Origin of the sequence: Streptomyces sp. BA2, assembly GCF_009769735.1 — a bacterium.
In the GTDB taxonomy this organism is placed as follows: domain Bacteria; phylum Actinomycetota; class Actinomycetes; order Streptomycetales; family Streptomycetaceae; genus Streptomyces.
The window spans coordinates 8735896-8755903 of record NZ_WSRO01000002.1 but is presented as its reverse complement, the minus strand read 5'-3'; the positions used below and the strand labels follow the sequence as shown (position 1 = coordinate 8755903).

Sequence of the window (20008 nt, the reverse complement as noted above, 5' to 3'; positions counted from 1 at the left end):
GATGGCGGAGGGGCGGGGCAGGGGGCCTTGGCTCAGGCGGACGTCTTGAACACGCTCCATCCACCGTCGACGACGAGACTGGCCCCGGTGACGAAGGACGCCTCGTCGCTCAGCAGGAACGCCGCGCTCGCCGCGACCTCGTCCGGGCGGCCGAGGCGGCCCGCCGGGGTCTGCTCGATGCTCCGCGCCCGGTCGTCCGCGCCGATCGTGTCCCAGGCCCGGGTCAGGATGGGACCCGGCAGGAGCGCGTTGACCCGCACGCCGGGTGCGTACTCCACCGCGAGCTGGCGCGCAAGACCGGTCAGGCCCGCCTTCGCCGCCGCGTAGGCGGGACGTCCGGGCAGACCCATGACAGCGTGCACCGACGAGACCAGGACGACCGCGCCACGCGTGGCACTCAGGTCGTCCAGGCAGGCCCGTACGCCGAGGAACGCGCCGGTCAGCATCACCGACAACTGCCGGTTCCAGTCCGCCGGTTCGATGACGTCGGCCGCGCCGCCGCGCACCGTGTAGGCATTGCTGAGCAGGCCGGACACCGGGCCGAAGCGGGCGCGGGCGGCCGCCACCGCCCGCGCCCAGGACTCTTCCTCCGCCACGTCACAGGCCTCGAAGACCGCATGCCCGCCGCCCTCGCGGATGGAACGTGCGGTGCGCTCGCCCTCCTCGGCATCCACATCGGCGATCACCACCCCGGCCCCTTCGCCCGCGAGCCGCCGCGCGGTCGCCGCGCCGATGCCTTGAGCTCCCCCGCTCACGACCACGCAACGACCGACGAACCGCCGACTGGAGCCCACGGCCGCGCCACTGACGGATTCGGCCGATCCCGAGGAACCCAACGGCCCCGATGCCCCGGACGACCCCGACGGCCCCGACGACTCAGCACTCACAGGCAACTCCCGCTCCTCGCACCGGCACACACGGCAGCAGACGACCCACCCACGCCATTAACCACCACCGGACACCTCGCCGCCAATACCCCCTCTCGGCCGACCGGGTCAGCGCCCGCAGGCATCACACTCACACGGGGTGGCTCGGGTGTGCGGCGAGGTCGATCGTGAAGGCCACCCGGTCGAGGCCGGGGCCGTCGTAGTCCGGTTTCACGCCGGATGCCGTGAAACCGAGCCGGGTGTGGAAGGACTGAGACGCGGTGTTCTGCGGGCTGGTGATGCAGTGCACGTATCGGCGGCCGTGCGAACGGGCGAGGGCGAAGAAGGCTCGGTACAGGGCTCGTCCGATTCCCTGCCCGTGCAGATGGGGGTCGACGCCGACGAAGTGCACGTAGGCGGCGTCGGGTTCGGTCTGCGACAGAAAGCCGACCAGGAAGGCCGCGACCTGTCCCCCGTCGGCCTCCGCCCCGTCGCGTTCGACGAGGAAGCTGGTGGTGGTGAAGTGCTGGAAGTAGAGCCTGGGCAGGAGCAGCGAGCGCTCCAGCGCCCCTGCGGGCCCTTTCAGGCCGCCCCACCACGCGTCCAGCACGGCGAGCACCTGCGGATGGTCCTCCTCGACCAGATGTCGCGCCGTCAGACCACCAGGAAGAAAGTCGATCATCGTTGCAGTCTGTCAGTCATCGGCGCCCGTACACGTCTCTACGCCGAATTCTGTCGCGGTCACACACGGCTGACCAGTGGAAACCCCTGGCCCTCGCGGTGGCTCTCGGCTAGGTTGACGCGGCCGATGATCGGCTGGCTTTGGGGGAAATCGGTGAACGGACGGCGAGTGGCTCCGATGCTGGCGGCAGCGGCGTTGGTGGTGATCCCGACGCTGGCGGGCTGCGGCAACGAGGCGGCCCAGACCCAGCGAGGGAAGAGCAAGACGCCCCAGCCCGCGTCCGCGAACTCCTCGCCCTCACCCTCACGTACGCAGCAGACCCGCACCCCGGAGATCCTGCCGCCCACCGGCCCTGCGACCGCCTCCGGCCGCGACGCCGTCGCAGGTCCCCAACGGGTCTTCACCGGCGAAGAGTTGAAGAAGGCGATCCTGCCCGACTCCGCGTTCGGTCGGCATCTGACGGGCGGCGACGGATTCGCTATGGCCTTCGAGAGCACCCCCGAGCAGCGGAAGGGGCGTTGGCAGTACTGCATCCTCGGGGACGAGAACCCGGCCTGGCTCGGCACGGCCACCTACCGCGGCACGGAGGCGGCGGCCCACACGCAGCGCGTCATCGGCAACGAGGGGGAAGCGGTGGCCGTGCAGTGGCTCGCGTCGCTGCCCGTGGCCTCGGCCCGCGACTACATGCGCCTCGAGCAGGACATCAGGCGACACTGCCGGTCCTTCTCCTCCGACATGGAGGCGGGCACGGCGGGCGAGGAGTACTCCGTGGAACCGCTGGAAGGGCTCGGCGACGAGGCGTACTTGGAGATCCACGAAATTTCGTACGAAGGCGACGTTCGCACGGAGTACACGGCTCACGTCCGCATCGGCGGCGTGCTCGTCGCGGTCACAGGGGTCGCGGGCATGGCGGACCGCGACGACACCGTCCGGTGGACCGCGCACCTCGCCCGGGAGGTGGGCAGCACGTTGTACGGCACCGGCCAGGGATGAGGACGTAGCCGGGTCCTCGTCATGGGCTCGCCCCTGAGCCTTCGCCGTCGTCGAGCCCAGCAGCCCCGCTCACCGAGCGGCCTTCCTGCCGCCCTCACCCGATGGCACTCCGTCCAGAACTCCCGCTCGTACCGCAGGAGAACGGGGGCGCTCACCAGGAAGCTTCGGCCCGAACGACTCGGGACCGGCACAGCAGTCGGCTTCGGCGTACCGCTCCGCATGCCGCTCCGCCACCTCGCCGCGCCGAGTCGAGTCCGGCGCGGACCGCCGGTCCTTGCCCTTCGCGCCGTTTCCCCTTTCTCCTTCGCCCCTCCCTTCGTCCTCCGTAGGCCCCGGCCTCCGCTCGCGCGGCGCGCCGTTGCCGGGCTTCAAGGAGGGATCGCCTCTCCCTTTGATCGACCGGGAATTCGGGTTGGCCGTCGAGGAGTCGAGCATCCATCGCTGCTCCGGAGATCCGTCACGGACCTTGACCACGACATCCGCACCCTTGCGTGACGAGGCAGGCGCGACCGCAAGACCTTCGTGCCATCGCGGAAGCAACTCCCCCAGCACAGTCAGGTCGTAGCGCACCTCGTCGGCACGCGCGGCCGAAGGTGCCACACACGCACCGACGACGATCACGCCGTCGGCGCGGTGGGAGTCGAGGCAGAGTTGAGGACGAGTGGCGCTGCTCAGCAGTCCGTTCTTGTCGTACGACCACTGCTGGCTCGCCGCGGCAGAGCACTTCGCCAGCTTCGCCTCGGCGCCGGGCTTCACCTTGCCCCGGACGTCGAGGCACAGGTCCGCCGCTACATTGCGGAGTCTGCCCTGGTCGGAGCCGCCGGGGTACCCCGCGGATGTGGGCGCGGACGTGGGCGCGGAAGCGCCGGCGGATGGCGCATCGGGATCCGCGCTCGGGCGGGCGTCACGGCTTCCCGTCATGCCGGTCATTCCCCCTATTCCCGCCGGGGGCGCCGCCCCGCCACCGCCGCTGTCGTCCCCCGACGAGAGCGTGATGACGAGGACGGTGGCGAGCAGGGCCGCCGCCCCCAGCGCCGCTCCCGTGCGCAACGCCGTGGAGTGCGTGCGCGCCGACGCGAGCGTGCCGCCCGGCAGGAGGATGCGGGACGGCGTGGGGACGGGGGACGGTGGACGATGGCGTCCGCCGCTGCCCGCGTGCCTGCCGCCGCGTCCGGGGGTTACTCCGCCACGCCTCGCGGCGCCCCCGCGCCCTGGCCGCGACTCCAGGTAGCGACGGGCTCCCCAGCCGAGTACCGCTTCGGCGAGAAGAGTCCCCAACTCGCCGTCGACATGGCCGAGTTGGTCGGCGACATCAGTGCAATGCCGGCACGACGACAGGTGCTCCTGTACATCGGGCAGCAGGGTGCCACCGCGGCGAATCGTGACGTCGAGGATTCGGTTGTAGAGGGGGCATTCCTTGGTCGGCGCGAGTTCACGGTGACCGCGAACGATGCCTGTCCGGAATTGCTCACGCGCCTGCACGAGCGCGTCGGCCGCGAGGTCGGCACTCAAGCCCGACAAACCAGCGGGTATGGATATGTGCTCGGCCTCGACCGCGGTGTGCCACAGCAGACACTGGGCAACTCCGGGAAGCGCCCAGAAGGAGCGTGCGGCGAGTCGCCGCTTTTCGGCTGTCATGGAGGTTGCCGCCCGCATACCGCGGCCACCGGTGGGTTTGCGGAGTTCCGGCATGAGGGCGGATATGCGCTCGTCGACGGTCCATCCCCTGACCGTCTCCCGGACGGTCACCAGGAGATACGGGCGCAGCGCCCCGCCCGGCTCACTGCTCGCCATGTGTCCGAGCATCTGATGGAAGGAAGCCGTGGCGACCATCGAGGCCGAACTCGACCAACTGGCAAGGCAGATGGCGGAGTAGTCGTACGTCGCTCGCCAGTGCCGCGCGAGCAGGAGGGCGATGGGCTGGTCCGACTCCCCGTCCGAGCGGCCTCGCAGTCGGGCGGCGAGGCTCATGTCGGACTCTTCGGAGTTCACACCGGGACGAGGGGGGTGGGTCGGGCGTGGGGGGTGGGGGGATTGCACAGAACCTTTTCCTTCCAAGCCGAAAGACGGCGCACGGAAAACACACCCACCAAAAAGGGGCGCCTGATTGGTTCATACCTAATGCTCGCCGAGACGGGAAAATGGATCAACAAACCGCGGGACCGTCCGAATACGGCCGACTGACGACCTTTTGGGTCGGCGACACGAATCTCGAACAGGAATGGCGGGCCTGATCATTGCCTCAGCGCGAGGAAGCTCACCTTGGCACAGCCGACTCACGGGAAACAAGAAGTTCGAGTGACTTCCATTCGGGAAGAGAGAGGAACGCTGGCGTTACCTGCGGTACTCGCACCCGCTTTCGAAATCTATGGCGAATCGTCCAGCCGTGCGGATACGGCGAGGCTCGCGTCGAGTGTCGTGACCAGAGCAGCCGCGACGGGGGCGAAGCGCCTGGAAGCCCACCGTTCCACGGCTTCCAGGAAGCCCGCGAGGTCGTCCTGGACGGAGCCGAGGAGTTCCCGCAACTCCGCCCGGGGGATGTCGATGTGGAGCTCCTCGTGGCGGGCGGCATCGGGCCGGAGTCGGACGACATCCCCTGCGTGCTCGACGCGCGGTTCGGGATCATGGCCGAGCCAGGGCTCTTCGCCCTCCAACAGGCCGAACCAGTCCCGCCAGTTCTCCAGCCCGAAGCAGCATCCGGGAGACGCCGTAATCCCGGTGACGGTGTCCCGGACCCTCAGACCACCGGGCGCGACGACGCACTCGGCCGCCAACAGACGGCGCACGTGCGCCATGCCGTCCCCTGCATGGCGCTCCCCACGCTTGCGAGGCCCCTTGTTGTAGCTGGCCAAGACCGCCATGGCCGTGCCGACCTGACGTGACGACAGATCACCGGACAGCCTCAGAAGGCGCTCTTCGGGAAGTCCGGAAACGGGCCACAGAGTAAAGCCCTTGGCCTCGTAGGTCTCCAACACGGCATCCATGACCAGCATGACCCCAGTGTCCCGCGCCGGCCGACACGAACGCCTCCCCATTTCCTGACCGGCCGTTGAGGCACGCGACGGCTCACGATCCGACATGCTGGAAGCCAGGCACGGAGGGGGCGGCGATGGCAGAGGGGCCTGTATCAAGGCAGGAGTTGATTAGGCGGCGGCGCGACGGCGGTTTCGTGGGACGGCGGCGCGAGCTGGCGGCGTTTCGGGAGAACCTGGCGCATGGGCCCGGTGCCGACACCTACCAGTTCCTCTTCCATGTGCACGGTCTCGCCGGGGTGGGCAAGTCGACGCTGATTCGCCGATGGGAGACGACGGCGCGGGAAGAAGGCGCGGTAACCGCCGTCGTGGGGGACGACGTACACAGCGCGGTCGAGGCCATGGCGGCGATCAGCGAGCAACTGGGGCGCCAGGGCTGCCCGTTGAAGTCGTTCGACAAGCAGCTGTCGGCCTACCGGCAGAAGTGTCACGAGGCCGACACCGCTTCCGCCGAGCAGCTGATGGGCGAAGGAGGCTGCGGACCGGCACCCACACATCGGGTGGGTCCCTCGCCCTCCAGCACCTTCGCCGCGCAGGTCGGGGTGGCCGGACTTGGCCTTGTCCCGGGGTTCGGCGCGTTCAGCGGTGCGGTCCGCCCGGAGCACGTCGCCTCCGGCCTCGACCGGGCGCGTACGGCGCTCAGTTCACGGCTGCGCAGCCACGAGGACGTACAGCTGGTGCTGTCACCGCTCAAGGTGCTCACACCGCAGTTCCTGGCCGATCTGGGTGACGTCGCGGGACGTCGGCCGTGGGTGGTGCTGTTCTTCGACACCTACGAGCGCACGGCGCCGCTGTTTGACGTCTGGCTGCGGGACATGCTGGTCAGCGAGGCGTACGGGGCGGTACCGGTCAATGTTCAGGCGGCGCTGGCGGGGCAGGGGCCCCTGAACGCCGCGTGCTGGGGCGACAGTCTTGACCTGGTCACCGACGTTGCGCTCGAGCCGTTCTCCGAGGACGAGGCCCGCGCGCTGCTCAGCGCCCGCGCCGTGACCGACGCGGGCGTGGTGGACGTGGTCCTGCGCCTGTCCGGCCGGCTTCCGGTGCTGCTGGACGCTCTCGCCAGGAGTCGCCCTCAGCAGGTGGACGCGGTCAGCGACCCTTCCGACACCGCAGTCGAGCGCTTCCTCAAGTGGGAGACGGATCCCACCCGCCGCGACACCATCCTCGCTTGCGCCCTCCCCCTGCGCGTGGACGAGGACATCTACCGGTCTCTCGCGCCCGCCTCCGCCGTCGACGGCTTCCGATGGCTGCGCGGACTACCCTTCCTCACCGGCCAGGCGGGCCGGCATCGCTACCACGACGTCATTCGTGCCCCGATACTGCGAGTACAGCGCTCCCGCTCCCCCGTCCAATGGCGCCGGAGCCACGCCCATCTCGCCTCGGTCTTCGGCACATGGCGCCGCGAGCGAGAGGGAAGACTGTCGCCCGACGGCTACTGGGACGACGACGCCTGGCGGGATCACCGGCTCGACGAGACGTACCACCTGCTCTGTGCGCAGGGCCGCGACGCGGTGTCCGAAGCCCTGCACGACACAGTGCGGGCGTGCGGTCACAGCACCGAGTCCCTGCGCCGCTGGGGCCAGTTGTTCGCCCAGGCCGGGCAGGACAGCGACGACACCGGCGGCCTCGCCCGAACCGGGCAGCACCTGCTGGACTTCGCCGGGCGGGCCTCCGGTGAGGTGGATGCGCTGACGTTCCTGCTGGCCACACCCGGTCTCGGTACGGAGGGTCGGGCGCTGGCCCACGCGCTGCGCGGCCGCCGACACCGGCGCGACGGCCTGCACGGTCAGGCTCTCGCCGACTACACAGCCGCATTGGCCCTGAACCCGGATCTCCCTCGGGCCTACGCGGGCCGGGGGAACACGCACCAGGCCATGCGCCGATACGAGGAAGCCTTGGCGGATCACAGCCAAGCCATCCGGCTCGCTCCGAACTCCTCGACGCACCTGGTCAACCGCGCCTCCGCCTACTACAGCCTGCGCCGCTATGAGGAAGCCCTCGCGGACCTCGACCACGCCCTCGGCCTCGATCGCCATGACACCTGGGCCCTGGAGTTCCGCGGCCTGCTCCACCACCATATGGGTCACCATCAGGAGTCGCTGACGGACTTCAACGATGCGATCACGGTCGACCCGTGGGACGCTTGGGCGTATGCCGCCCGCGGGGACGTCCATCTCACCCTGGGCCGCCACCAATCCGCCCTCGCGGACCTCGACCACTCCCTCGCTCTGGAACCGCATGCTCCCTGGCCATGCTGCTGGCGAGGAGAGACGTACCGCGCCCTGGGCCGGTACGAGGAAGCTCTCGCGGACTTCGACCGTGCCATCGAACTCCGCCCCGACTGCGGCTGGTTCCCCTACCAGAGCGCTCTGGCCATGAGGCTGTCGGGAACGCCCGGCGAGGCGGACCAGTGGCAGCGCGCAATGGACATCTATCAGGCTCAGGCGCGCGGCGTGCCCGGATTCGCCGACCTGGCGCGCAGCAATCTCCTGGTGCTGTTGTGCGCGCTGCCCGACTGGGAACGCGCCGAGGAGCAGCTGCGGACTTTCCTGTCGCACACCCCTTCACGGCACCAGATCGTGGAGGCGCTGGACGACTTGGCAGACGTTCAGCGAGCCGCGCCGGTCAGTCCGGACAGGCTGGCCCCGATCCTTGGACAGCTGCGAGACGCGCTGGGGGCATGAAGCGCGCTTTGCCCCAGGCTCTCCGCGTCCTCCACTCCAGCAGCCAGGAATAGAGTGCCGGGTCTCATGCACCAGCCGCACCAGGCTGCTGGCCAAGCCCTGCACTCGGCGGCGCGGGCGGTGGGGTTGAGGTGCTCCTGCGGCGTGCTGGTGAGAGCGCGTGACGGTGGAGTCGACCCTCGTGTTCCAGTCGATGCCGCCTTCGGTGTCGGCGGCTGCTTGACGTGCCACAAGAGCTCGTCGCCACAGGCCCCCTGCCGCACCAGGCACTCACCCACGGCGTGCCCATGCTGACCTCACTGTTCACCAGCGCAGGAGACGAACCAGGCCGTTGTCGCCAGTCGGTCGAGCGTGGCCGGGGACGGATGCTCCGAGCCACGCCTGGTTCTCGTGATCGGAGCGACAGGCCCTAAGCCTGGCTTTCGAGTCGGTCGCGCTGGATCGCGTGGGCCAGAGCCCGGCGTACGGATGCCGAGCCCGTGGCGGTGGACCTCGTGGGGATGTCGAGGTGGCGGCTGATCTCGTCGTACGCCTTCCGGTGAACGCCCGGGAGTTGTGCGTGATGCTGTCTCAGGTCCTCTTCCAGGAGTCGTCGCAGCTCGTCGATGTTCTGGGGCGTGAAGCGCTTCTTTCCCCGACTGAGGGCATTCACGTAGCGGGTGCAGTGGGCACTCTCGTCCAGGGTCTCGGAGACCACCTCGGCAAGTCCCCACAGACGCCCTTCGAGCCAGGGGAGATCTCGCTGGTCGAGGTGGAGCTCCATCGGTGGCGGCCGGTCGGCCGTCCTGTACTTCGCCACCTGCTTGGACACGGCGGGCTGACTCATGTCCGCCAGCTCGGCGATCTTGTCCTGCGTCCAGCCGAGTTCGAAGAACAGCTTGACCATCTCCGCGCGCAGCTTCCGCATCTCCTCACCCGCGCGAATCACCTCGTTCATGCCGGCAAGCATCCGCTCGGCCTGCCCCTCGGTCAGCGCCCCGGAACCCTCGCGTGCGTCCTCTCCACCTGCCATGGGTCGGTTATACAGGTCAGCACTCTCCCTTGCATAACCGGGTTGTATAACTTGGTTATTACTGCCAGGATCCGTCTCATGCCCACCTACTCCGCGCCTGACGGAACCCAGCTCGCCTACCACGTACAGGGAAGAGACGTACGCGGAGACGGCGACCCTGTCGTCTGCATCCCCGGCGGCCCCGCCGGCTCCCGCTACCTCGGCGACCTCGGCGGTCTGTCCGCGCACCGGCAGCTCATCGTCCTGGACACCCGCGGCACCGGCCGGTCCGCGGTTCCCGAAGATCCCGCCTCCTACCGGTGCGACCGCCTCGTCGAGGACGTCGAGGCCCTGCGCGCGCACCTCGGGCTCCACCGGATGGACCTGCTCGGCCACTCCGCCGGCGCGAACGTCGCGACGCAGTACGCGGCCCGGTACCCCCAAAACGTCAGCAAGCTCGCCCTGATCGGCCCCGGCACCCGAGCCGTCGGTATCGACGTCCCTGGTGAGATGCGGCGTGAGCTCGCGCTGTCACGTAAGGGCGAGCCGTGGTTCCCGTCGGCGTTCGCCGCCCTGGAGGCGATCACGAACGGCACCGGCATGGACTGGGAGGCCATCAGCCCCTTCTTCTACGGCCGGTGGGACGCCGCCGCACAGCACCACCACTCCACGAGTCAGCCGGACAACAAGGAAGCCGTCACCGGCTTCGCGGCAGCGGGCGCCTTCGACCCGGAGGCCACTCGTGCGGGGCTCGCGAGCTGTCGGATGCCGGTGCTGCTGCTCACCGGAGAGTTCGACATGAACAGCCCTCCGCAGGCGGTCGCCGAGTTCGCGACGCTGTTCCGCGACGCGACGTTCGTCGTGCAGTCGGCAACGGGGCACTATCCCTGGCTCGACGAAGCCGAGGAGTTCGTGGCGACCACGGCGGCGTTCCTGGGGTAGCGGCTGGTAGCGGCCTCCCACGTGTGACCAGCTCGAATCAGGTCACACGTGGTGCATGACGCGTTTCGTGGTGGTCGGCCTGTTGACGGCCTGCGCAGTGGGCGGTGTGCTGCTCGCCCTCCTGGCATCCCCGTGGTGGTGGACGGCCGCGGCCCCCTTCCTGGCCGTGGCACTGACCGGCACGTACGACCTGGTGCAAGGGCGGCACTCCGTGCTGCGGAACTATCCCGTGCTCGGCCATCTGCGGTTCCTCATGGAGACGCTGCGCCCGGAGCTCCAGCAGTACTTCGTGGAGCGCGACTACGACGGCAGGCCCTACGACCGCGACACCCGCAGCATCGTCTACGAACGGGCCAAGGGGGTCGCCGCCGAGGAACCGTTCGGCAGTGAGCGGGACATGGACGCCCGCGGCTACGAGTTCCTCGTGCCGTCCATGGCACCGGCGGGCGTGCCCGACGAGCCGCCCCGCGTACGGATCGGCGGCCCCGACTGCACCACTCCGTACGACATGGCTCTCCTCAACGTCTCGGCGATGAGCTTCGGCTCGCTCTCCTCCAACGCCATCGTGGCCCTGAACACGGGTGCGGCACGCGGCGGGTTCGCACACGACACCGGCGAGGGCGGCCTGTCCACGCACCACCTGCGGCCCGGCGGCGACCTCGTCTGGGAGATCGGCACCGGCTACTTCGGCTGCCGCACCCGTGACGGGGATTTCGACGCACGGCAGTTCGCCGAGAAGGCCGCCCACCCTTCCGTGCGCTGCGTGTCGCTCAAGCTGTCGCAGGGCGCGAAACCGGGGATCGGCGGCGTCCTGCCCGGCAGCAAGGTCAACGCCGAGATCGCCTCGGTACGGGGCGTGCCCGAAGGCGAGACCGTCGTATCGCCGCCGTACCACCGCGTCTTCTCCACCCCTCGCGAACTCGTCCAATTCCTCGCCCGGATGCGGGAGCTGGCGGACGGCAAGCCGGTGGGCTTCAAGCTGTGCCCCGGGTCCCGGACCCAGTTCCTCGCCGTGTGCAAAGCCATGGCGGCGGAAGAGGTCACTCCGGACTTCATCGTCGTGGACGGTGCGGAGGGCGGCACGGGTGCGGCACCGCTGGAATTCGCCGACCACCTCGGCATGCCGCTCACCGAAGGCCTCTTCACCGTGCACAGCGCCCTGACGGGCACGGGCCTGCGGGAGAGGATCCGCCTCGGCGCCAGCGGCAAGGTGGCGACGGGCTCCGACATCGTCAAGCGCCTCCTCCTGGGCGCCGACTACACCAACGCGGCCCGCGCGATGATGTTCGCCGTCGGCTGCATCCAGGCTCAGCGCTGTCACACCAACCGCTGCCCGACCGGCGTCACCACCCAGGACCCGCACCGGGCACGCGCTCTCGACGTCGTCGACAAAGCCGCGCGCGTCACGCGCTACCAACAGGCCACCGTCGACAGCGCCCTTCAGATCATGGCCGCGATGGGCGTCCGCGACACCACGGAACTGGGCCCGCATCTCCTGCGGCGCCGCGAGGACCGCGGCGAGTTCCGGTCCTACGCCGAGCTGTACGAGTGGCTCTCCCCCGGCGAACTGCTCACCGCACCGCCCGAGAGCTGGGCCGCCGACTGGCGGGCGGCGGATCCGGACGCATTCGCCACGTATTGCCGGCGCCAAGTCGGGCACTCGGACACTGTCCAGCGATAGACCCACCCATGGAGAGCACCACGAAGAGCTCCACGGAGAACTCAGCCCCTGCCAGGAGGCCCGTAGTGGAATAAATGGCCACACCGGGGGAAAAGCCGCAATATGGACTCGACGCCCACGCGCCGCCGAATCCGCCACGCCACAGACCGACCCTCGACAGACAGCCCTTCGCAGCCGCAGGCCTGCCCAGGCCGTCGCGGCGCAGAGAACATCACCCACCGAAAGGCACTCGTACCTCATGAGCGACGTCACAGGTAAGGCGACCACCACGGACGCCGGCGTTCCGGTCGAAAGCGATGAGCACTCGCTCACCGTCGGCGCCGGTGGCCCCATCCTGCTCCAGGACTCCTATCTGATCGAACAGATGGCGCAGTTCAACCGGGAGCGGATTCCTGAGCGGCAGCCGCACGCCAAAGGCAGCGGCGCCTTCGGTCACTTCGAAGTCACCGGAGACGTCAGTTCCTACACGAAGGCCGCCCTCTTCCAGCCGGGCACGCGCACCGACCTGGTGATCAGGTTCTCCACCGTCGCCGGCGAGCGCGGGAGCCCGGACACCTGGCGCGACCCGCGCGGATTCGCGGTGAAGTTCTACACCACCGAGGGCAACTACGACATGGTGGGGAACAACACCCCGGTCTTCTTCGTGAAGGACCCGATGAAGTTCCAGCACTTCATCCGGTCCCAGAAACGCCGGGCGGACAACAACCTCCGCGACCACGACATGCAGTGGGACTTCTGGACCCTCTCGCCCGAGTCCGCCCACCAGGTCACGTGGCTGATGGGCGACCGGGGCATCCCGCGCACCTGGCGCCACATGAACGGCTACACCTCGCACACGTACATGTGGATCAACGCGCAGGGCGAGCGGTTCTGGGTGAAGTACCACTTCAAGACCGACCAGGGCGTCGAGCACTTCACGCAGCACGAGGCCGACCAGATGGCCGCGGCCGACACGGACTACCACACCCGTGATCTATTCGAGCACATCCGGGACGGGGAGTACCCGAGCTGGACCCTGTACGTGCAGCTCATGCCGTACGAGGACGCGGCCACCTACCGCTTCAACCCGTTCGACCTGACCAAGGTCTGGCCGCACGGTGACTACCCGCTGGTCGAGGTCGGCAAGATGACCCTGGACCGCAACCCCACGGACAACCACGCCGAGATCGAGCAGGCGGCCTTCCAGCCGAACAACCTGGTCCCCGGCATCGGCCCGAGCCCCGACCGCATGCTCCTCGCGAGGCTGTTCTCCTACGCCGACGCGCACCGCCACCGCATCGGCGGCAACTACCAGCAGCTCCCGGTCAACGCCCCGATCGTGCCGCTGCACTCGTACTCCAAGGACGGGGCGATGGCCTACCGCAAGGTCACCGACCCGGTCTACGCACCGAACTCCAAGGGCGGCCCGGCCGCCGACACGGACCGCTACGGCACCCCGCCCAGCTGGTACGCGGACGGTGACATCACCCGCGCCGCCTACGTCGACCACGCCGAGGACGACGACTGGGGCCAGCCGGGCACCATGGTGCGCGAGGTCCTCGACGACGCCGCGCGCGACCGCCTCGTGGACAACGTCGTCGGGCACCTGCTCAACGGAGTGACCGAACCCGTGCTCGTCAGGGCCTTCGAGTACTGGTCGAACATCGACAAGTCCATCGGTCAGCGCATCGAGCAGGGAGTGCGCGCCAAGGCGAACGAGAAGGACCCCAAGGCCGCGGAGCAGGCCAATCCGGCCCGCAGCAGCATGCAGGACAAGGCCTGACCGACCCTGACCGACCCGCACTCGTCGGCCGCTGCCTGTGGGGGGCAGCGGCCGACGCGCATGTGTGGCCCCGGGCCGTCACTCCCCAGGCACCGCGAAGTCGCACCAGACGGCCTTGCCCTCGCCTCGCGGCTCGATGCCCCAGCGCGAAGCGACCGCCTCCACCAGGAGCAGGCCACGGCCGGAGGTGGCGGTCTCCATCGGGGACCTCTTGCGGGGGCGGGTGCTCGAGCGGTCCTTCACCCAGAGGCGGACACGGCGAGGCGGGCCCGTGAGCACCTCTAGCGTGAGGATGGCGCCCCCGTCGGTGTGGACCAGGGCGTTGACGAGCAGTTCGCCCGCAGCGACTTCGACATCGTCGGCGACCGCTCCAAGACCCCACGACGCGAGGTGACCCCGCAGCGCCGCGCGCGCGTCGGCGAGTCCTTCGGGGTCGGCCTGGTGGACGTACCGGTGAATGCGCGGCTCCTGGAGCGTGCCGGGGTCGGGCAGCCTGCGCAGGACCAGGAGCGCCACGTCGTCACTGCTGCCCCATCTCTCCCACAGCGCGCCCGAGAGGTGGTCCGCCAGGTCCTCGGCGCCCTCGGGTCCCGTGGACAACACCTGGGCGAGGTTCTGGATGCCGGTGTCGAGATCGAGGCCTGCGTCCTCCACGAGCCCGTCCGTGCACAGCACCATGGTCTCGCCCGGCACGAGATCGAGCCGCACCTCGGGGTAGTCCTCCATGCCGAACTCGGTGGCGAGCCCCAGCGGCAGCCCGCCTCGGACCCGTGGCACGCCCACGCGGCCGTCCACATGCCGCACGAGAGGCGGCAGATGTCCGGCCCGCACCGCGCGCACGATGCCGGTGGCGGGGTCGAACTGGGCATAGGTGCAGGTGGCGAAGCGCTCGGTGTCCAGCTCGGCCAGGAAGCGGGAGGCACGCGAGAGGACCGTCGCGGGCGGGTGCCCCTCACCGGCGAAGGCCCGCAGGGCGATGCGAAGCTGCCCCATGATGGCCGCGGCGTGGGTGTCGTGTCCCTGTACGTCGCCGACGACCACGCCGATGCGTCCGCGGGGCAGGGTGATGACGTCGTAGAAATCGCCTCCTACGTCGCGACCGCCCCAGGCGGCGTGATACCGCACGGCGACCTCGGAGTCCGCGACCTCGGGGATCCCGCGGGGCAACATCGTGGCCTGCAGACTCTTGGCGAGGTCCCGTTCCTCGTCGAACAGCATGGCGCGCTGCAGCGACTGGGCGACGATGCCGGAAAGCCCGATGCAGAGGTTGCGGTCGGCGTCGGTGAAATCCTTCCGGCCGCGGTAGAAGAGCGCGAGTCCGCCGATGGCGCGGTCCTGCGCGACCAGAGGCAGGAACGCCGCCGAGTCGAGCTGCATGTGCTCGATGTAGGGCCCGAGGCGGGTGAAGCGCTGACCGAGATCGGGCAACGAGCCCACGAAGCGGGGCTGGCGGGTCACGACGGCCTCGGCCAGCGGCAGCGATTCGTCGACCTTGTGCAGCTTGAGTTCGTCGAGCGCCTGCATCGTCTGGCCCACCAGGGCGATCAGCTTCAGGTTCTCGCCCTCGACGAGGCCGAGGACCAGGCCGTCGGCGGCGAACCGGTCGAGGCCGCTCGCGCCGGACAGCACGGCCACCACGTCGTCGACGGTGACGGCCCGGGAGAGGGCCTGCGTGGTGCCCTGCACCATCAGGGCGACGCCCTGCCTGCGCTCCTCCCTGGGGTCGGTGGCCGCGAGCTGGGCCCCGTCGTCCGCGGCCGTCCGCACGATGCCGACGGCGCGCACGGCCCGGCTCGCGTCGTCGCGCAGGATGCGTCCACGGGCGTGCGTGAGGTGCACCGAGCCGTCGCGGTGGCGGACACGGAAGTAGACGCCGTAGAGGTCCATGCCCGTGGTGTCCGCCTCCGTGACGGCGAAGCTGATGCGCACGGCTTCCTCTGGGGGCACGCGTCCCTGCAATGAGGTGACCCGGCCGTGGAACTCGTCGGGTCGCAGGTCGAGCACCGCGAGGGCGCTGGCGTCGAGCCCGAGCTCACCGGTCTCGAGGTCCCAGTCGAAACTGCCCATGCCGGTCAGGAGCAGGCACTGTTCCAGGTCGATGGGTGACTTCTTGGGTGACTTCTTGGGTGACGTCATGGCTGTCTCCGTATGCCGCTCGGTCACCATAAGCGCCAGGAGTCCCAGGCGCGCGGCCGTCGCGCTCCGGCCCACCCGCCCGGAACCGTCGCAGAAAGTGGACATCAGCCTTCCGGTGATCCATCGCGGCAATGGGGTAACCGGGTGTTCCGCGGCCGGGATGCCGCGGACGACGACCGGAGGGCGCGGACGCACCCTCAGGAAGGAGCAGACGTGGTGAGGGGCAGCAGAACCATGGCGGCCGCGGCCGCCGGAGCGGCGTTAGTGGCTCTGGCCGGTTGCGGTGGCGACGCATCGGACGACAAGTCCGAGCAGCCGTTCGCGGGCAAGAGCGCCGATCAGATCGCGGCGGACGCGGTCAAGGCCACAGAGCAGGCCGACTCGATGCACATGAAGGGAACCGTGCAGCAATCGGCGGGTTCCACGATGACCGTCGACCTGTCGGTGGACAACAGCAAGAACTGTGACGGCAGCATCCGGGCGGAGGGTACGTTGGCGGACGTCCGGAACGCGAAGGGGACGTTCTACCTGCGGGGCGACGAGAAGTACTGGCAGAAGGCCCTCAAGGGTCAGGCCGGTAGCGACAAGATCGTGCCGAAGGTGGCCGACAAGTGGGTGAAGGCGCCCGCCGACGACGCGACGACGAAGAGCCTGTGCGACAAGAAGGCGCTCATGGCTTCCATGGACAAGGACAAGTCGGAACGCAAGGGCATGAAGAAGGGCTCGACGACGAACGTCGACGGAGCCGAGACGATCCGGCTGACGAAGAAGACCTCCGGCGGCGAGACCCTCACGATGTACGTGGCCACCGAGGGCAAACCGTACATCCTGCGTACGACGTCGACGGGCGGCGGGGAACCCAACACCGCCACCTTCAGCGACTACGGCAAGTCGGTCAGCCCCGAGGCGCCCGCACCCGGCGAGACCGTCGACCTCAAGGATCTTGCCGCGTCCGCCCAGAAGGCGTGACGCCGGATCGGCGGAGTGGCGTTCTCGCATGGTGCGTTCCTTGGCTCGCATGGTGCGTCCCTTGAGGGGTACCGGAGCGCCATTGCCTCACCGGCCCGGAGAACCGAGATCCCGTGGCCATTCCCCATGCAGAAAGAGGTGCGTATGTCCGCGTCCCTGCTCGAGTCCGTCGATGTCCGGGCGCCGGTTTCCGTCGCCTGGCAGCTGTGGAGCGACGTGGCCCGCTGGCCCTCCTTCCTCAGCCACGTACGGCTGGTCGAGCCGATGGACGAGCGACGCTTCGCGTGGCAGCTCGAACTTCCCGGTGCGGAGAAGAACTTCGTCGCCGAGCTCACCGAAGTGGTGCCCGAGAACCGGATCGCCTGGCACACCATCGAAGGGGTGGACCACGCGGGTGTGGTGACCTTCCACCGCCTCAGCGACACGACGAGCCGGGTGACGCTCCAAGTCGAGTACGACCCCAAGGGCTTCGTCGAACACCTCGGCGCTCTGACCAATCTCGACTCCACCCTGGCCAATTACGACCTGGGTGAGTTCCAGAAGCTCGCCGAGAAGACTGCAGCACGCTAGCCCCCCCGACGGGGCCCACTGACGAGAGGGCGTCGGGCCACCTTCCGTGGAAGGTGGCCCGACGCCCTCTCGTCGTGCCGTGCCTCAGGCCGCGTCGCTGCGATGCTCGGCGGCGGACGCTCGATGACGTCCCGCGTGCCCTCCGCCGTGGACGAGGCGAAGGTGGCGTGCGCGCCGATCGGTTCTCGGCCACGCTTCCCCGTTCATCCGGTCCTCGATACGGTCCATGGCGATGATCAGGAGTCCCATGGCCGGCAGGAGCAAAAGAGCGACAACTAGCATCGGCAGCGTCCTCCTCGCGGCTTCTCTCCTCGCCTGCCCGTGACCGTCCTGCTCACGGCCCCGAACTTATGGAGAGACTGCAACGCTCTCTTCACATCCACCGAGCGGGATGACCTTGGTCCCGTGGTTGATGACCAAGGTCCCGTGTGCGAGATCCGCGGGTGGACAGGCGTCCCAGTGCCCGGCGGCAGATCACACGCCGGCACGCGCACAAGGGAAGGGAACACACTCGTGGGCATCATCGCCTGGATCCTGATCGGTCTCATCGCGGGGGCCATCGCCAAGGCCCTCACTCCCGGCAAGGACCCCGGAGGCTGCCTGGTGACGATGTTGATCGGCATCGTGGGCGGGCTGCTCGGCGGCTGGCTGGGCAAGGTGGTCTTCGGCGTCCACTCGATCAACGGGTTCTTCCACCTGTCGACCTGGATCGCCGCCGTCATCGGTTCCGTGATCGTCCTGATCCTCTATCGCCTGGTCACGGGAGAGCGGTCCCGCTAACCACGGCGGCCTCGTGGCGACACGCAGCCACCATCATTCGGATTAGCTCGCATGTTCGAATCATTCGGTACACTGGCCGCATGGCAACGCACCAGCTCCAGGGCTCGCTCTTCGATCAGAGCGATGACGTGCGCCTGGGCCCTCTGGACGGAGTCCGCAGGACGGTCCTCGGTGACGGTGCGTGGATCGACCTCCTGCCGGGCTGGCTCAGTGGCGCCGACGTCCTGTTCGAGCGGCTCGCCACGGACGTCCCATGGAAGGCCGAGCGCCGCCAGATGTACGAACGGGTCGTGGACGTCCCGCGCCTGCTCGCCTTCTACCGCGCAGGCGAACCACTCCCCCATGCCGTGCTCGACGAGGCCCGCGAAGCCCTCTCCGCGTACTACGCCTCCGAGCTCGGCGAAGCCTTCACGACGGCCGGCCTGTGCCACTACCGCGACGGGCGCGACAGCGTGGCCTGGCACGGCGACCGCATCGGCCGGGGCGCCCGCGAGGACACGATGGTCGCCATCCTCTCCGTGGGAGCACCCCGTGACCTGCTGCTGCGCCCGCGCCACGGGGGCGAGGTCGTCCGACGCCCGCTCGGACACGGCGATCTGATCGTGATGGGCGGCTCCTGTCAGCGCACCTGGGAACACGCCATCCCCAAGTCGACCCGGGCCGCCGGTGGACGCATCAGCATCCAGTTCCGGCCGCACGGAGTGCAGTGACCGACCGTCCGCAGGCGTACGGGAGCGGGGTGCGGCCGACCCGCCCCATGCGCTACAGTTGATCTTGCGCCTGCGGCCGGAACTCCTGGCAGCGGGCCCGGCGTTGGTCGTCCAAGGAAAGACGCCCCGCTTCCTGCGGGGAAATGCAGGTGCAAGGCCTGCCCAGCGCTCGCGACAAGCCCCGGTCCCTCGCGAGGGACCGGGGCTTTTTTCTGCCCTCAGAACCGAGCCGGCGCCAGGTGGGCGGCGGCTGACTCCGCCAGTGCGCGGACCGCCGGGTGCCAGGGGCGGGCGTGCGGCCCTGCCAGTACGAGGCGGCGGGACATCTCGGGCTTCAGCGGCAGCAGAGTCAGGTCGGACGGGAGCAGGGAGCGCGAGACCTCGGACAGGACGGTCACACCGATGCCCGCCTGCACCATGCTGATCAGCGTCGTCAGATCGCGCACTCGGTGGGCGGGGTCGAAAGGCAGCCCGGCCTGCGTGTGGATCGTGCGGATGCGGTCCTCGCAGTTGTCGGGCGAGATCAGGAACCGGTCGTCCGCCAAGTCCCCGATGTCCACACGCGGTTCGTCCGCCAGGGGATGATCCCGGGGCAGCACGGCACGGTAGTGGTCATCGGCCAGGTGGATGCCGGTCCCGGGCGGCGGATCGATCACGACGGCCGCGTCGGCCACGCCGTCCGCCAGCCAGGCGGACACTTCTGCGCTGTCGCCCTCGAAGGCCCGTACCGTCACCCGCGGTTGGTCATCGGCCCAGTGCCGCAGCAGGCCCGGGATCAACCCCTGGCAGACCGTCGGCGTGCAGGCCAGCCGTACGGTGCCGGTCATCGTCTCCGCGGCCTCGGCCGCGACCTGCTCCACGGACCGGGCCGCCGCCAGGGCCGTACGGGCATGCGGCAGGATCCGTTCCCCCAGCGCCGTGGTCCGTACCGGCGTGGCGCGGACCAGCAGCGGAGCCGTCAGTTCACGTTCGAGGGAGGCGACGGCGTGCGACACCGCGGACTGACTCATGCCCAGCTCGTCGGCTGCCGCGCTGAAGCCGCCCGCTTCGACCACGGCGAGGAAGGCCCTCAGCTGGGGAAGGTTCACGGTCATGCGGCGTCCTCATAGAGCTATGACTTCGGTGCGTTGGATCCATCGTCGCAGGTTGGCGAGGCTTGATCCGTGCCGCCGACTCCGGCCGGCACCCGCCGAGCGCGTACTGAGGAGAA

At 69.3% G+C, this 20008-nt stretch carries 16 protein-coding genes; 9 read left to right on the top strand and 7 right to left on the bottom strand.

The window, feature by feature from the left end; genetic code table 11:
• Positions 1–32 precede the first annotated feature (32 nt).
• Entirely contained in the window at positions 33–761 is a 729-nt protein-coding gene (locus E5671_RS41885; protein ID WP_160509433.1) for an SDR family oxidoreductase, read from the bottom strand.
• Between the two features lie 256 nt (positions 762–1017).
• On the bottom strand, positions 1018–1548 hold the full coding sequence (locus E5671_RS41880; RefSeq protein WP_160509432.1) for a GNAT family N-acetyltransferase: 531 nt from the start codon (positions 1546–1548) through the stop codon (positions 1018–1020).
• Positions 1549–1716: 168 nt separating this feature from the next.
• On the opposite strand from E5671_RS41880, the gene E5671_RS41875 reads away from it, so the two are divergent.
• The gene (locus E5671_RS41875) at positions 1717–2541 is read left to right on the top strand and encodes a hypothetical protein (protein WP_160509431.1); all 825 of its coding nucleotides are present in this window, start codon (positions 1717–1719) and stop codon (positions 2539–2541) included.
• 69 nt (positions 2542–2610) lie between these two features.
• On the opposite strand, the gene E5671_RS41870 is transcribed toward E5671_RS41875, so the two are convergent.
• Both E5671_RS41870 and E5671_RS41865 read right to left on the bottom strand, forming a co-directional pair.
• Positions 2611–4512, bottom strand: a complete 1902-nt coding sequence (locus E5671_RS41870; RefSeq protein ID WP_202121462.1) for an RICIN domain-containing protein — start codon at positions 4510–4512, stop codon at positions 2611–2613.
• Between the two features lie 395 nt (positions 4513–4907).
• Positions 4908–5534 carry a hypothetical protein gene (locus E5671_RS41865; RefSeq protein WP_160509429.1) on the bottom strand — a complete coding sequence of 209 codons (627 nt, stop codon included), beginning with the start codon at positions 5532–5534 and terminating at the stop codon, positions 4908–4910.
• A gap of 116 nt (positions 5535–5650) precedes the next feature.
• Between E5671_RS41865 and E5671_RS41860 the strand changes: the two genes are divergently transcribed.
• The gene (locus tag E5671_RS41860; protein WP_160509428.1) at positions 5651–8257 is read left to right on the top strand and encodes a tetratricopeptide repeat protein; all 2607 of its coding nucleotides are present in this window, start codon (positions 5651–5653) and stop codon (positions 8255–8257) included.
• A gap of 409 nt (positions 8258–8666) precedes the next feature.
• Here E5671_RS41860 and E5671_RS41855 read toward each other — a convergent pair whose 3' ends face one another.
• Positions 8667–9269, bottom strand: a complete 603-nt coding sequence (locus E5671_RS41855) for a sigma-70 family RNA polymerase sigma factor (RefSeq protein WP_160509427.1) — start codon at positions 9267–9269, stop codon at positions 8667–8669.
• 78 nt (positions 9270–9347) lie between these two features.
• Between E5671_RS41855 and E5671_RS41850 the strand changes: the two genes are divergently transcribed.
• From E5671_RS41850 to E5671_RS41840, 3 genes are all read left to right on the top strand, one after another.
• Positions 9348–10190 carry an alpha/beta fold hydrolase gene (locus tag E5671_RS41850; RefSeq protein ID WP_160509426.1) on the top strand — a complete coding sequence of 281 codons (843 nt, stop codon included), beginning with the start codon at positions 9348–9350 and terminating at the stop codon, positions 10188–10190.
• A 55-nt stretch (positions 10191–10245) separates the two neighbouring features.
• The gene (locus E5671_RS41845; RefSeq protein ID WP_160509425.1) at positions 10246–11871 is read left to right on the top strand and encodes an FMN-binding glutamate synthase family protein; all 1626 of its coding nucleotides are present in this window, start codon (positions 10246–10248) and stop codon (positions 11869–11871) included.
• 238 nt (positions 11872–12109) lie between these two features.
• Positions 12110–13633, top strand: coding sequence for a catalase (locus tag E5671_RS41840; protein WP_160509424.1), 1524 nt, complete (start codon positions 12110–12112; stop codon positions 13631–13633).
• A gap of 78 nt (positions 13634–13711) precedes the next feature.
• Here the strand turns inward: E5671_RS41840 and E5671_RS41835 are convergent, their stop codons facing one another.
• The gene (locus tag E5671_RS41835; protein ID WP_202121461.1) at positions 13712–15769 is read right to left on the bottom strand and encodes a SpoIIE family protein phosphatase; all 2058 of its coding nucleotides are present in this window, start codon (positions 15767–15769) and stop codon (positions 13712–13714) included.
• Between the two features lie 216 nt (positions 15770–15985).
• Here E5671_RS41835 and E5671_RS41830 point away from each other — a divergent pair, with 216 nt between their 5' ends.
• The 4 genes from E5671_RS41830 to E5671_RS41815 all read left to right on the top strand — a co-directional run bounded on the left by E5671_RS41830 (position 15986) and on the right by E5671_RS41815 (position 18798).
• Complete coding sequence (locus E5671_RS41830) at positions 15986–16738, top strand: hypothetical protein (protein WP_336605997.1); 753 nt, start codon at positions 15986–15988, stop codon at positions 16736–16738.
• A 144-nt stretch (positions 16739–16882) separates the two neighbouring features.
• Positions 16883–17308: an SRPBCC family protein gene (locus E5671_RS41825; RefSeq protein WP_160509423.1), complete on the top strand. Its 426-nt coding sequence runs from the start codon at positions 16883–16885 to the stop codon at positions 17306–17308.
• A gap of 513 nt (positions 17309–17821) precedes the next feature.
• Positions 17822–18088 carry a GlsB/YeaQ/YmgE family stress response membrane protein gene (locus E5671_RS41820; RefSeq protein WP_160509422.1) on the top strand — a complete coding sequence of 89 codons (267 nt, stop codon included), beginning with the start codon at positions 17822–17824 and terminating at the stop codon, positions 18086–18088.
• 80 nt (positions 18089–18168) lie between these two features.
• Positions 18169–18798 carry an alpha-ketoglutarate-dependent dioxygenase AlkB gene (locus E5671_RS41815; protein WP_160509421.1) on the top strand — a complete coding sequence of 210 codons (630 nt, stop codon included), beginning with the start codon at positions 18169–18171 and terminating at the stop codon, positions 18796–18798.
• A gap of 218 nt (positions 18799–19016) precedes the next feature.
• Here the strand turns inward: E5671_RS41815 and E5671_RS41810 are convergent, their stop codons facing one another.
• Complete coding sequence (locus E5671_RS41810) at positions 19017–19892, bottom strand: LysR family transcriptional regulator (RefSeq protein ID WP_160509420.1); 876 nt, start codon at positions 19890–19892, stop codon at positions 19017–19019.
• Positions 19893–20008: the final 116 nt, after the last annotated feature.

Coding starts and splice junctions, on each gene's coding strand:
- E5671_RS41880 (WP_160509432.1), bottom strand. CDS start 1,548: ATGATCGACTTTCTTCCTGGTGGTCTGACGGCGCGACATCTGGTCGAG.
- E5671_RS41865 (WP_160509429.1), bottom strand. CDS start 5,534: ATGCTGGTCATGGATGCCGTGTTGGAGACCTACGAGGCCAAGGGCTTT.
- E5671_RS41810 (WP_160509420.1), bottom strand. CDS start 19,892: ATGACCGTGAACCTTCCCCAGCTGAGGGCCTTCCTCGCCGTGGTCGAA.
- E5671_RS41835 (WP_202121461.1), bottom strand. CDS start 15,769: ATGACGTCACCCAAGAAGTCACCCAAGAAGTCACCCATCGACCTGGAA.
- E5671_RS41845 (WP_160509425.1), top strand. CDS start 10,246: ATGACGCGTTTCGTGGTGGTCGGCCTGTTGACGGCCTGCGCAGTGGGC.
- E5671_RS41860 (WP_160509428.1), top strand. CDS start 5,651: ATGGCAGAGGGGCCTGTATCAAGGCAGGAGTTGATTAGGCGGCGGCGC.
- E5671_RS41815 (WP_160509421.1), top strand. CDS start 18,169: ATGGCAACGCACCAGCTCCAGGGCTCGCTCTTCGATCAGAGCGATGAC.
- E5671_RS41825 (WP_160509423.1), top strand. CDS start 16,883: ATGTCCGCGTCCCTGCTCGAGTCCGTCGATGTCCGGGCGCCGGTTTCC.
- E5671_RS41870 (WP_202121462.1), bottom strand. CDS start 4,512: ATGAGCCTCGCCGCCCGACTGCGAGGCCGCTCGGACGGGGAGTCGGAC.
- E5671_RS41840 (WP_160509424.1), top strand. CDS start 12,110: ATGAGCGACGTCACAGGTAAGGCGACCACCACGGACGCCGGCGTTCCG.
- E5671_RS41850 (WP_160509426.1), top strand. CDS start 9,348: ATGCCCACCTACTCCGCGCCTGACGGAACCCAGCTCGCCTACCACGTA.
- E5671_RS41855 (WP_160509427.1), bottom strand. CDS start 9,269: ATGGCAGGTGGAGAGGACGCACGCGAGGGTTCCGGGGCGCTGACCGAG.